Source organism: Pseudomonas sp. QD4 (assembly GCF_049199125.1).
Taxonomy (GTDB): Bacteria; Pseudomonadota; Gammaproteobacteria; order Pseudomonadales; family Pseudomonadaceae; genus Aquipseudomonas.
In genome coordinates this window covers 59280-73041 of sequence record NZ_JBLZOM010000013.1, presented here as the reverse complement: position 1 = coordinate 73041, position 13762 = coordinate 59280, and the positions used below count along the sequence as shown (strand labels likewise).

At 60.9% G+C, this 13762-nt stretch carries 4 protein-coding genes and 1 pseudogene; 3 read left to right on the top strand and 2 right to left on the bottom strand.

What is annotated here, in order from left to right; all coding sequences use genetic code 11:
- The 3 genes and pseudogenes from ACOZJV_RS34230 to ACOZJV_RS34220 form a co-directional block, all read left to right on the top strand.
- Positions 1-1084 (top strand): annotated as a pseudogene (locus ACOZJV_RS34230) (hypothetical protein); the annotation flags it as partial.
- Positions 1081-1827 (top strand): hypothetical protein, encoded by a 747-nt coding sequence (locus ACOZJV_RS34225; protein WP_421549566.1) that lies wholly within the window; start codon positions 1081-1083, stop codon positions 1825-1827. The pseudogene ACOZJV_RS34230 and the gene ACOZJV_RS34225, both read left to right, overlap by 4 nt.
- Positions 1828-2898: 1071 nt before the next feature.
- The gene (locus ACOZJV_RS34220) at positions 2899-3576 is read left to right on the top strand and encodes a hypothetical protein (RefSeq protein ID WP_421549565.1); all 678 of its coding nucleotides are present in this window, start codon (positions 2899-2901) and stop codon (positions 3574-3576) included.
- A gap of 389 nt (positions 3577-3965) precedes the next feature.
- Here ACOZJV_RS34220 and ACOZJV_RS34215 read toward each other — a convergent pair whose 3' ends face one another.
- Positions 3966-4697 carry a Crp/Fnr family transcriptional regulator gene (locus ACOZJV_RS34215; protein WP_201131786.1) on the bottom strand — a complete coding sequence of 244 codons (732 nt, stop codon included), beginning with the start codon at positions 4695-4697 and terminating at the stop codon, positions 3966-3968.
- 90 nt (positions 4698-4787) lie between these two features.
- Positions 4788-13478, bottom strand: coding sequence for a GH36-type glycosyl hydrolase domain-containing protein (locus ACOZJV_RS34210; protein WP_421549564.1), 8691 nt, complete (start codon positions 13476-13478; stop codon positions 4788-4790).
- Positions 13479-13762: the final 284 nt, after the last annotated feature.

Here is a 13762-nt window from a genome sequence, read left to right as displayed (position 1 = left end):
CGCCAGCGCCTTCGTCGACTTCCTCAGAGGCGGCCAGCGACCCGAAGAAACCCCATTCTTCAAACACATCCGCCAACTCATGGGCTTGAACAACCAGGGCGAACTCAGTGAAGAAAACCTGGACGCCACCTTGCAGAACCGAGCGCTTGCAAAGCGCCTGGGAGGCTTGATCACCTATCACACCAGCGAATGGCACGTCCCGTCCTGGGCCGGCAAGTACGGCGTGATCTCCGAGATCGCGGTCAAGCTCGGCAAGTGGGCCATGGACAATGTGAAAGCGGAAAAGAACCGCGTGATGAAATTGCGTTGGTGGGGGGAGGTGGCGGCGGATATTGGGTTACCGGAGGGGGCGAAGGTTTATCACTTTCATCCGATTGGATTGGCGGGAAGACTTGCGACTCCAGACGCAATGGTGACTTATCGCATTTACCAGAGCACAGGTCTGATTGAGCGCTTAGTCCCTGTTGGGCTCGAAGCCGAAAGAATGAAAGATGCAAGGTATATTTATATTTCATCCGATAATAAGGAGCATGACTTTGGTGTCTTTATCGGTCAGAAGGCAGTGCGCTGGATAACGAAAGGAGTGGCGGGAACTGATTTTATATATTTGATGAATGTCGCCACGCTTGGGGCCAATCCTGCTAGTCACTTTGGGTTTCGGTTTGTTGATACAAGTAGAAGGTTTTTAAATCAAACAGCGCTCGCTGCGTTGATCGGAGCCTTGATGGAGGTTGGATATGATGATGTTGCGTCAACGGGCTTCAGTGACGTAGATGGGACGCCCGGAGGAAGTGTATCTCATATAAATGGAGAAAATGGAGATTTCAAATTTATGCGGCTTGATAATAACTGGAGTGTCTCAACTCATCTTAACGTGGCAAATGATGTGAGCTTCCTGGATGAAGAAAGGCAGAATAGCCTTAATGAGGCGCTATTTAAGTTTGGTTGGAGGACGCATTACGCATGGAAATATACAAAAAATGGGACGCAGAAGCTTCTGTCGCGCACTGTTCACTATCCAGGGCATTACCATCATCTTCATGTGGCGGGCTTTTCTCCAAAATTAAAAGAGATCAAGCAGTGAATATTAAAATGTTCATCTCGATAGCTTTTTTTACATTGCTCCTAGGGGGGGAGGTGAGGGCTTATGCTGCTCTTGTACCAACTGGTGATGAAGCTGAATTGTGTGCGGATAGTCTGAGGCGCAACGCAACAATAGCCAATGATGATGGGTTTTCAATAAGCACCTTCAGGCTGTTTAAAAGTTATCCGCCGTTGGGCTCTCAAAGCGAATCTGATGATTCAGATAGAGAGAGCAGTTATAAGATTACTAACGCATTGCCACTTTCCATTCACTGTCTTTCGTCTAAGATGTATGAGTTCAAAGTGCGTGGTGGAGTTGGATTGAAGGAAGGTGTTAATAAGGATTTGAAGCCAATTTCGGTGCGGTTGTTGGGCGGGAGTTATTATGTCGTATTTGTCAGGGATGGCTATTTTGTTGGCGATGGCGAGGGGCGCGAGCTTGTGGCCAGTATTGCGGTGTATAACTCCGCAGGCGAGCTTGTAAGGAAAATGGATCGAATTTCGTCATGGCGAGATTATGAGGGAAGCTTGGTTTTACTTGAGGCGTGCGTAGCGGGAAACGGCATATTGCTACGAGAGTTAAATATTGATCCAGATGTTAGGTCCAAGGTGGGTGATGTTATTAGTTATAGCACTCCCATTCTGTTGTTGGAACAAGTGTTATACCCGGTAGGGGGCGGTTATTCGTTGCAGGGCGATGGTGGGGGAGTTAAGTGTGATTGGAGTAACTACTTGATTCGCTAGAGGTGATCTATAGGCTGCAGATTTAGCGCAGGCGAGAAGTATTATCTATTTAAATGAAATCTCCTTCGGCTGGTTGTGGCTTGAATAAATCTAGCGAGCTAAGTGAAGCAATAATTGGATGCTGCCTTAGAAGATTAATTGATAAAAGGGGCCGCTGATAGTGCTGAGTTCTCTGAGGTTGGAGATCTTGTGTTTGATATTTTATTAACGCGCTTGAGGCTGAGGCATGAGTTGGGTGCGGCGTAGAGTGTTTTTTAGTGCTGTTTTATTTTTCTTTGCATATGACAACTCATGTGCGGAGTTTGTTGAGCCAATGAGGGATGGAAAGAATTCCGAGCCCCTCCCTTTGCTTGTAAATAGTTTGAGTGTTGAGCGCAATCGTTCTGTAATAAGTCACTCATCGTTGATGCTGCAAATAAGAGAATTTACAAGAAATAATCATGGTTTCATGTTTGATGTGGACTCAAGGGTAAAGCTCTCTGTGACGAGTAGAGTGGTTTCTGGGTTTCAACAGAATCCACCAAGTTCAGTAAGACTCAAGGATGGAACCCAAATTATATGGGGGTGGCAAGAGGGGCAGGCAGAGGTTCAGTCAATTGCCATATTTGACGAAGGCGACAAGCTTAAGCTCGTTGGGGGCGCGACAAATATTCCAAGGATATTCAGTTGGCGGTCACAGAAAGGAATTAAGACCATGGCGGAGTTCGATGCATTACTGGTAAGGCGCCACGCGTTACATATAGGAAGTCCGATGCTGGTGCTATTCGTTGAGACTCAATCTGACGCGGACAGATACTCCCCGCTTGCTGCGCGTTGGCTTCAGGCAAATCTCCTCGGATTTAACGCTCAGTGTAATAGTCCAATCTATGCTGAAATCTGTGCTCTTGCAGATAACATAACCGTTCCTATATTTGTTCGGACGGCGAGGTGTAGCGCTGAGAAAATGTCGCGTTCTAGTTGTACTCTCCGATCTTCAGAGTCGAGTAAAAGCACGCTTTCGCTCGATATTTTCACGCAGTAGCTTCAGGTGGAGATCGATTTTTTGACTACTCAAGGGAGTTAGTAATCGAAATGTCGGTGATCTCTAATAAAATATTAAAATATGCATTTATCTGTATGGCCGCTATCTGGAGTGGAGTGGGTCTTTGTAATGAGTTGTTGAGGGGTGAAGGGAATGGCTCAAAATATAATGCAGTTTGCAATAGGGGTGGCGAATGCTCTGTGGAAATAACCGAACTTTCGGTTAAGTTGAATAAAGCGTGCGAATCCCCCCGTATCTCCATGTCATGGAATAAAAGAGCAGAAAATCTTTATTTGATTAGCTGTGACTGCGAATGTACTTCGCACGACAATTCAGGCTGGATAGTTCAGCTCGAAGCCGTAGGTCGAAAACCATCAGCAAAAAAAGTCCCTCTAGGGAGAGGTGTTACGATTGAGGAACTTGAGAGGTCTTCTGGAAAAATTCATGATATCTACTCATCGCACCCGATGTGCGAACCGATCGATCGGAAAGCATCGCGCAATAGCATATTTGCAAGCCTCTTTAAACAACCGACCACTATTGGGGCTAATCCTTACTGTTATTCTGTTGTATATATTGGTGAAAATAATTCTGTTCCCCTGATGTTTACTGGAAATGAAAAATTAAGGAAGCATATTAAAGAGTTTGAAGTTGATGTGGTCTCCAGCAGGGAAATACAAGAGGAGGTTGAGCGTGTCTCTCGTTTTATTAGGGATAATAAACATTGATGTTTGTCGGGAAGTTGAGGGGGTAGATTTCTGTTGCGTTCTATAACTAATGTCATCAGTTCAGGAGGCTGGCTTTATAGGGTATATGGTCAGCTCTAAATTCCTATGCGTTATATTTTTTGGTACCAGCGTTTGGGGTTGAGCTGCGGCCCTATGTAACTCTTAAATAAAATCGCCCTTAACTGATTGTTGGACTTGAGCAACCAAAACGAACCTGCACGCTTAACACAATCATTCTAACCACCTCAGTTTGTACCTGCCCCGCTCGTGGCAATGTTCACCCCATTTCCCGCAGCGAGTGAAAACCTCCACGATGCTGCAAAGAACCCCGTTTTACCCATACAACACTGCGCCCCAGGCGCAAGGTGCGCTCCCACAGCACCGAGCCCCTAACCGCCCAAACGGTGGGCCGGCAAATAGGGCAGCAGGCGTGCGGTTTCGTTGCGCACTACGGCGTAGCACTCGCAGCTCAGTTGTTCGAGCTGGGGCCGGTCGATCACGGTGATGTGGCCTCGGCTGTACTCGATCACTCCCAGGCGCTGCAGCTTGCCGGCGGCTTCGGTGACGCCCTCGCGGCGCACGCCGAGCATGTTGGCGATCAGTTCCTGGGTCATGATCAGTTGGTTGCCGGGCAGGCGGTCGAGGGACAGGAGCAGCCAGCGGCACAGTTGCTGGTCGATGGAGTGGTGGCGGTTGCAGACGGCGGTCTGGGCCATCTGGGTGATCAGCGACTGGGTGTAGCGCAGCATCAGCAGGAGCATTTCGCCGTGGCGGTTGAACTCGTCCTTGAGCCGTTGCCCGGGCAGGCGAAAGGCGTGTCCCGGGCTTTGCACAATGGCCCGGCTCGGGGTGCTTTCGCCGCCCATGAACAATGACACGCCCACCAGCCCTTCGTTGCCGACCACGGCGATTTCCGCCGAGGCGCCGCTTTCCATCACATACAACAGGGACACGATGGCGTCGGTGGGAAAGTACACGTAACGCGGCACGTCCCCCGATTCGTACAGGACCTTGCCCAGGGGCAGGGCGATCTGTTCCAGGTCAGGGATCAGGCGTTGCTTGACCGGCTCCGGGAGCGCGGCCAGCAGGTAGTTCTGGTGTGGCTTGTGTACATCCAGCATATGCAGCGCCACCTTTTAGAAGCCATTCCCCCAGTAGCCATTTCCCGGTTGGTCAGGGTAGTCCACAACGGCGTCGCTGTCTGTTATCCCTCATGGCCCTGGCACCGACGCTGTGGCGCTGCCCGTTGTGCCTAACGATTGTGGGTGGTCGAGCCGCAGCGGGGCCGGGCAGATCACCTGCACTCGGTGCTCCTGGCCGTCGTCGCGCAAAGCCAGCAATGGCTCGGCCAGCGGCTGGCCATCCAGGCTGATGCTGTGCCGCGCGCCCGGTTGCTGGCTGATCTCGATCCGGTACAGGCTGGCGCCGAAGCGGTAGTCCAGGCTGTAGCCGCTCCAGTCGCCGGGGAGCACCGGTTCGAAGCGCAGGGTGTCGCCGCTGCGTACCAGCCCCAGCAGCGACTCGACGGCCAGGCGGTACATCCAGCCCGCCGAGCCGGTGTACCAGGTCCAGCCGCCGCGCCCGGTATGCGGTGCCACGCCGTAGACATCGGCGGCCATCACGTAGGGTTCGACCTTGTAGATGTCGACTTGCGCGGCGCTGCGGCGGCTGACCGGGTTGATCAGGCGCAACAGTTCCCAGGCCTTGGCGCTGTCACCCAGGCGGGCGAAGGCCATGCTCGCCCATACGGCGGCGTGGGTGTATTGGCCGCCATTCTCGCGTACGCCGGGCACGTAGCCCTTGATGTAACCGGGGTCCAGGCTGCCCTGGTCGAACGGCGGGTCGAGCAGCAGGACCACCCCGGCCTCGCGCCGCACCAGGTGCTGGTCGAGGGCGGTCATGGCCTGTTGCTGGCGCTCGGGGCTGGCGGCGCCGCTGAGCACCGACCAGCTTTGGGCGATGGAGTCGATGCGGCATTCCTGGTTCGCCGCCGAGCCCAGTACCTGGCCGTCGTCGAAATAGGCCCGGCGGTACCAGGCGCCGTCCCAGGCGTGCTGATCCAGGGCGCTGCGCAGGGTGGTTGCCTGCTCATGGCAGCGCTGGGCGAAGGCGCCATCGCCGTGCAGCCGGGCGATGGCGGCGAATTGCTCCAGCACTTCATGGCCGAAAAAACCCAGCCAGATGCTTTCGCCCCGACCCTGTTCGCCGACCCGGTTCATCCCGTCGTTCCAGTCGCCGGTGCCCATCAACGGCAGGCCGTGGATGCCCTGGGTCAGGCCGCGCTCGATGGCGCGCTGGCAGTGATGGTAGAGGCTTTCTTCCAGGGACGAGACGCCGGGCAGGTCGTAGTAGGACTCCTCGCCGGCGTTCAGCGCGCGACCTTCGATGTAGCCGACCTTTTCCTCCAGCACACTGCGGTCGCCGGTCACCTGCACATAACGGCTGGTGGCCAGGGGCAGCCAGAGCATGTCGTCCGAACAGCCGGTGCGCACCCCACGGTTTTGCGGTGGGTGCCACCAGTGCTGCACGTCGCCTTCCGGGTACTGGTGGGCGGCGCACAGCAGCAGGTGCTGGCGCGCGGCCTGCGGGTCGGCGTGGAGCATGGCCATGCTGTCTTGCAACTGGTCGCGAAAGCCGATGGCGCCGCCGGACTGGTAAAAGCCGCTGCGCCCGAGGAAGCGGCAGGCGATCACCTGGTACATCAGCCAGCCATTGACCAGCACGTCCAGGGCCGGCTCCGGGGTGGTCACCCGGATCGCACCCAGGGTGCTGCGCCAGTGCTGGTGCACGGCTTCCAGTTCCAGGGCGGCGGCGCGATTGCCGCGGTACTGCTGGACCAGGCGGGTCGCAGCCTTGGCATCGCGTTCGGCACCCAGGCGAAAGACGATTTCCTGGCTTTCGCCGTCAGCCAGTTCAAGCCCGACCTGCATCGCCGCGCACGGGTCGAAGGCCCCGCCGCAACGCCCGGACAACTTGGCCCGGGTCATGGCTGCCGGGGCGGCAAGGGTGCCGTTGCGGCCGATGAACTCGGTGCGGTCGCCGCTGAAGCTGCGGTCGCTGGCGTCGGTGTCGAGAAACGCCACCCGTGCGCCGAACTCGATGGAGTAGGCGTTGCGCGCAAACAGCGCGCCACTGAAGGGGTCGCTTTCGGTCACCACGTGCATCGCCGAGCGGCTGCGCAGGTCCCCCAGCACCCATTCCACATAGTGCGTGGCCGAAAGCCGGCGTGGCCGGCCGCTGCGGTTGCGCACGATCAGCCGCGAGAACTTGAGCGGCGCGTCGAGCGCCACGTACACCCACAGTTCGGATTGGATGCCGTCTTCTTCATGCTCGAACACGCTGTAGCCAAAACCGTGGCGCGTGCGGTAACTGCCGCTGCCCGGGCATGGCTGGGGCGTCGGCGACCAGAAGTGCCCGCTGTCTTCGTCGCGCAGGTACATCGCCTCGCCGCTGGGATCGCTGACCGGGTCGTTGTTCCAGGGCGTGAGGCGATATTCGTGGGCGTTTTCGTTCCAGGTGTAGGCCCCGCCGCTTTCGGAAATCACCGTGCCCAGCCGGGCGTTGGCCAGCACGTTGCACCAGGGCGCCGGGGTCGGCTGGCCCGGGTGCAGGGTCATGATGTACTCGCGGCCATCGGGGCTGAAGCCGCCGAAGGGGGTATCGAGGATCAGCTGCGGTATCTGCGTCGCCACCGGCTGCCGGGTCAGGCGCTCGCGGCGCACCAGGTTCGGTTCCAGGCGCGCCAGCAGCGGGTCGGCGCGCCGGCGCTGGACCTGCTCGGCGAGGCTGCCCCGGGTGTCGTTGATCACCAGGCGCGCCACCGCCAGCATCAGCGTGCGGTCTTCGCTCGACAGCTGCTGGGCCGGGCGCACGAAGATGCCACCGGGACGGTCGATCAGGCTGGCTTCGCTGCCGGAGGTCACCAGGCCCATGATCAGGTCCTGCAATTGCTGGCGATAACCGGCCTGGTCTTCGTTCCAGATCACCAGGTCCACCGCCAGGCCCTTCTGCCGCCAATAGGCGTGGGCCTTGACCATCTGCTGCACCAGCTCGATGTTGGCCAGGTCGCCGACTTGCAGCAGGACAATCGGCAGGTCGCCGGAAATCGCCTGGCCCCACAGCCCCGACTGGTTGCGGCGGTTGCTCAGCAACAGGCTGCTTTCGGCGCGCAGGGTGGCGTTGGCGTAGATGATCGACGCCGCCATTTGCTCGAACAGCCGGGCATCGGCCAGGGATGCATTGAGCTGGCGCAACAGCACCTGGCTGTGGGTCCAGGCCAGGTCGAAGACCCGGTCGGCCAGGTGCCGGTCGCGGTATTTGTGGATCAGTTGCAGGCAACTGTCGCGGCTCTGGGCGACCCCGGTCACGAAGTCGATGGTTGCGGTCTGCCCGGCATCCAGGGTGATCCGGCAGCGGATCGCGACAATCGGGTCGAGCACCGGCCCGGCGGTGCCGGACAACTGCTCGATCTGCGGTTCCATGGCCGCCGGCGCCACCACGCTGCGACCACGACCGATAAAGCGCGCGCGGTCGGTTTCGTAGGAAATGGCATCGATGTCCACACCGTGGGCGGCCAGCAGGTGGCACATCCAGGGCGGGGTTTCATGATTGGAGCGCGGCCGGCGGGTGCAGATGATCGCCTGCAACGGCGCCAGCAGCTCGGTCTGCACGAACAGGTTACTGAACGCCGGGTGCATGGCATCGCTGATGGCTGAGGCCAGCACCACTTCGGCGTAGCTGGTGAGCTCGATGCTGCGCCGGGTGCGGCCGCGGTTGGTGACGTGCAGGCGCCGCAGTTCGATGTCGTCCTCGGGGGAGACGACGATTTCGCTGTGGGTGTCGAAGTCCAGTTCGCGCACGCGGAACTCGGCACGGGCATCGGTGAAAATCGCCTCGAAGCTTGCCGGGCGACCCAGGGTCGGCTGGTGCGCGGCGGACCAGAAGGCACCGCTGGCCACATCCCGCAGGTAGCAGAACATGCCCCAGTTGTCGCAGGTGCTGTCCTCATGCCAGCGGGTCACCGCCAGTTCGTTGCAACGGCTGTAGCCGCCGCCGGCACTGCTGACCATCACGTGGTAGCGGCCGTTGGACAACAGCTGCAGGGCCGGGCGCTTGCGGTCGGGGTCGGTGAACACCCGCAGCTTGGTCTCGTTGACCCTCGCCGCTTCATCGGCCGCGGGGGCACTGGAGGCATGCAGGTACTGGGCGGCGGTTTTCGGTACGCGCTCCTGCAACAGCAGGGCGGTGGCCTGGAACTGCGGATCGGATTCAAAGCGCCGCTGCATCGGTTGATCCAGCAACAGCCAGGTCAGGGACAGCAGACTCATGCCCTGGTGGTGGGCCATGAAGGATTGGACGATGGCCTGGCTCTGCCCGCGCGGCAGGCGAGCCTCGGTGTAATCCACCGCTTCATACAGGCCGAAACGCCCGGCCAGGCCCAGCTCGCTGAGGCGTTGCAGGTTATCGCAGGCCGCCTGGGGCGCCACCATCAACGCCAGCACGCTGGCGTAGGGCGCGACCACGCTGTCTTCGCCCAGGCCGCGCTTGAGGCCCAGGCCGGGAACGCCGAAGGCCCGGTACTGATAGTTGAGCTGGGCATCCAGGGTGTTGTAGCCCGACTCGGACACCCCCCAGGGAATCCCCAGCTGCTTGCCGTGCTCGATCTGCAGGGCGACCGCGGCGCGGCACGTCTGGTCCAGCAGAGTGCCTTCGTAGTTGGGCATCACCAGCATCGGCATCAGGTATTCGAACATCGAGCCGGACCAGGACAGCAGCACCGGCATCCCGCCATTGCTGGTCAGCAAGCGGCCCAAGGAGAACCAGCCTTCCTGGGGCAACTGGCCCTGGGCGATCACCACAAAGTTGGTCAGGCGCGCTTCCGAGGCCAGCAGGTCGTAGTAACCGGCGTCGAGCTTGCGTTCGTCGGCGTTGTAACCGATCACGAACAGGTTGCGCTGACGGTCATAGAGGAAGCCGAAGTCCATGCGGGCCAGGTCGCTGATCTGGTCGGTCAATTGCTCCAGGGTGGCCAGGCGCTGGCTGGCCAAGGCGCGGACGGCACTGACCCGGGGTTGCTGCTCGGGCACCCAGAGGCTGAGGTCAAGTTCGGCCAACTGACGCCAGCTCAGGGGTGGCAGGTTGCTGCCATCCTGTTGCGCGGGCAGCACGAAACGCTCCAGTTCGCTGCGCAGGTCCAGGCATTGCGCCGCCAGCTCGGCGCGCCAGAACAGCACCTCGGCGTCGCCCTCGAGCGCGCTGTTGGCCCCGTGGGCGCTGATCTGCTCCAGCAGGCTCAGCAACTGCGCGCTGGAGCCGTTGGCGCTGTGGCTCAGGCGGTGTTGCATCGCCCGGGCCTGCAGGCTCAGGACCTCGATTTCGCGGCTGTCGAGGCCGGCCGTGTTCAGTGCGTCCTGCAGCACGTCCAGGGTATCCACCAGGCCGCTGGCCAGGCGCAAGTCATGCCGCGGCGCATCGGCCAGGGTCAGCAGGCCCGGGCGCAGGGTCAGCAGCAGGCCGGCCAGGTTGCCGCTGTCCACCGTCGACACATACAGCGGCGGCAGGGGTTTGCAGGTCAGGGTGTCGTACCAGTTGTAGAAGTGTCCGCGATAGCGTTCCAACTGGGCCATGCTCGCCAGGCTCTGTTCCAGGCGTTGCAGCAGGCGGCCGCTGCTCAGGTAGCCGAAGTCGTGGGCCGCCAGGTGCGACAGCAGGGCCATGCCCATGTTGGTCGGCGAGGTGCGGTGGGCCACGGCGAACAGCGGCTGCTCCTGGATATTGTCCGGTGGCAGCCAGTTGTCGGCCGGCCCCACGTACTGGTCGAAGAAGGCCCAGGTGCGCCGGGCCAGGGTTTGCAGAAACCGCAGTTCGGTGCTGGAGGGATGAAACTCGGCGCGCCGCGACGGTCGGCTCAGCCACCAGGCAATGGCCGGGCTGGCCAGCCACATCAGGATAAAGGGCCCGGCGCTGAGCAGCGCCGGCAGTGGCAGCAATGCCAGCAGCATCAGGGCCAGTAGCGGAGCGATCCACATGCTGCGGTATTGCCCGGCCAGGGAATGGCCGTGGCCGCGCTCGACTTCCCGCGACGGTTGCCACTGCAACAGCCGGCGCTTGCTCAGCAGCATGCGCCACAGGGTGCGGCCGATGGCATCCAGGCTGTACCAGGTTTCATAGGGCAGCCAGACCAGCGGCAGCAGGGCCCGGGTGAAGTGTTGGGAGCAGGTGTGCAGGGCTGCGGCCAGGTGTTGTTCGATCGGCACGTCGACGGTCTTGTGCATCAGTTCCTGCAACGCGCTGCACAGCGGCTGGATCAGCACCAGCATCAACACTGCCAGGGTCCAGGACACGGGCTCAGAGGCACCGAACCAGCCCCACAGCAGCATGGTCAGAAACGCTGCGGGTTCCAGGCTGCGGCGCAGGTTATCGAAAATCTTCCAGCAGGCCAGGGCGCTGAGCCGGTTGCGCTTGAGCCCGCCGCTGGCCTTGGGTGTCCAGGGCATCAGCCACGGCAGCAACTGCCAGTCGCCGCGAATCCAGCGGTGACGGCGCTTGACGTCGGCGCTGTAGCGCGAGGGGTATTCCTCGAACAGCTGCACATCGCTGAGCAGCCCGGAGCGGGCGTAGCAGCCCTCGATCAGGTCGTGGCTGAGCACCCGGTTATCCGGGAAGCAGTCCTGCAACGCATGCTCGAAGGCGTCCACGGCGTAGATGCCCTTGCCGATAAACGAGCCGTGTTCGAACAGGTCCTGGTAAACGTCCGACACCGCGCGGGTGTAGGGATCGACCCCGGCATCGCTGCCGAACAGACGGGCATAGGCCGAGCGCGCGGTGCTCGGCAGGCTGATGCCGACCCGTGGCTGGAGGATCGCGTAGCCGGCGCTGATCTGCCCGGTCTGCGGGTCGAACACCGGGTGGTTCAACGGATGGTCGATGGCGCCGATGCATTGCATGGCCACATCGCGCGGCAATTGGGTGTCGGTGTCCAGGGTGATCACGTACTGGACCCGGGGCAGGGCCTGGATATCGCCGACGATCAGCGCGAAGCGCTCGCGCCCCTGGCCACGCAGCAGCGCATTGAGTTCCGCCAGCTTGCCGCGTTTGCGTTCATAACCCATCCAGCTGCGCTCGGCCGGGTTCCAGCGCCGTGGGCGATGCAGGAGGAAGAAGCGCTCGGCCTCGGCCTCCGGGTATTTGCGGTTCAGGCCTTCGATCAACTGCTGCGCCAATTGCAGCAGGCCGGCGTCTTCGGGCAGCACCTCGCTGTCGGCGTCCATGAAGTCGCTGAGCAGGGCGAAATGCAAGTGCGGGTCGCGGTTGGCCAGAAAGCGCACTTCCAGGCCTTCGACCAGTTCTTCGACATCCGCCGCGTTGGCGATCAGGGTCGGCACCACCACCAGGGTCCTTGCCTGCTCCGGGATGCCTTCGCTGTAGTCCAGGCGCGGCAGGATGCAGGGCGCCACCGTCAGGGTCACCAGCCAGTTGATCAGGCCGATTGCCAGGCGGCTGCTCATCAGCAGGGTCGGCAGTGCCAGCAGGGCCAGCAGGTAAAACGCGTGTCCGTCCTCATGCACCGACTGCATAAAGGACCAGGCCAATAGCAGCGACAGCAGCGCCACCGGCAGCAGAAAGAAACTCAAAGGCGCCCGTTGCAGCAGGCGCTGCCAGCGCTGGGCCAGGGGCACCCGTGCTGCGATGCGTTGCTCCAGCTCGCCGCGACCGGGGCCGACCAGGTAGTAACCGACATGGCTGGCCACGGCGGCGGGGTCCTGTGGCGGCTGGCTGTTGCTCAGGTCGATGGCAATGCGCGCCACCTGTTCTTCGCTGAGCGAGCACTGCCGCGCCAGGCGTTCGACCCGGTGCCGGTAGTGGTCGCGGGTGGCGAAATCCATGCGCTCATACAGGCCCGCCGGGTCGCTGCGCAGCACCTGTTCGACGTGGCTCATGCGCTCGACGAACTCACGCCAGTTGGTGGCCGAGAGCAGGCGCAGGCTGGCGATGCTGTTGCTGATCGACACCTGGTCGGCAGCCTGTTGCTGGGCGTCGAGTTGCACCAGGCGCTCGATGTTCAGCCCCGACTCGCCCAGCAGTTGTTCGATCCAGGCCAGGGGCAGCACCAGCGCGGCGTTCTGCCCTTGCAGGCGGCGCGCCAGTTCGGCGACGAACGAGGAGGTCATTGGCGGCCCCGAGCGCGCCATGTCAGCCACCGTCAGCACCACGCTCTTGGCGTCCTGCTCGGCGGTTTCGATCAGGCGATCGGCCCAGTCGTTGGCCAGGTTGCGGTCATCCCAGTTGGCCATGACCCGTGAGGCCACGCGCCGCAGGTTCTCGATCAGGGCCAGGCGCAACATGATCGGAATCGCCCACAGCTCGCCAAGCTTGAGCGGCATTACGCTCTGATAACACTCGACGAAGCGCCCCAGGCTGTCACCGTCGACCCGGCCATCGCCATGGGAAATGGTTTCCAGGGCAATGTCGTAGACCCGTGGCAGACCCGCCGACTGGCCTTCGGCCAGGCGCGGCAATTGCCGGCTGTAGCCACGCGGCAGGTGGGTCTTGGTGGTGCGGATCTGCTCTTCCACCAGGTAGTAGTTGTCCAGCAGCCACTCGGCGGCCGGGGTCGCGCGGCGCGAGGACAGGGGCGCGGCCGTCAGGGCCCGGCAGCTGCTGGCCAGGGTCGCTTCGTTGTCAGCCAGGCGCGCCAGCAGGGTATCGGCGGTGTTCCCCGGGCTCAGGCGATGTTGCTGCGCCAGCAGAGTGCCGTGGTGTGCCATCTGTTCGGCGCTGAACAGCTCGGAGCGCAGCAGCGGTTCATATTCGAACTTGCGCCGCGATTCGCTCCACTGGCGGTAATGGACGGCAGGCAGACGCCAGAACCGAAAGAGTTTGAGGGTCCAATGACTGTTCATGTTTTCCTTGGCAGAGCGTGCCCTCGACCGGAGAAGCGCCGAAGCGGGGGCAATAAGCGAGGCGGGCGTTATCGGGTGCCAGACCTCGCGGGACGCAGCTTCTCAGGGTCTGAGTCTGTCCAGCTCGGGGGGAGGTGTCTGTGCGCTGGCGAACATAGCGGGGCAGGCGCCGTATACGGCGCCTGCGACCGTTTATCGGGTGATGACAATTAATCGTCTCCGTCGGTTGTCGACCTTGTGCCGGGTGCATGGCTTCGCCACTTGCGAAGTCGGCCTCGGTCACA

Bases quoted from the DNA above. Each gene is read 5' to 3' on its own strand.
- ACOZJV_RS34220 (WP_421549565.1), top strand. From the start codon at position 2,899: ATGTCGGTGATCTCTAATAAAATATTAAAATATGCATTTATCTGTATG.
- ACOZJV_RS34215 (WP_201131786.1), bottom strand. From the start codon at position 4,697: ATGCTGGATGTACACAAGCCACACCAGAACTACCTGCTGGCCGCGCTC.
- ACOZJV_RS34210 (WP_421549564.1), bottom strand. From the start codon at position 13,478: ATGAACAGTCATTGGACCCTCAAACTCTTTCGGTTCTGGCGTCTGCCT.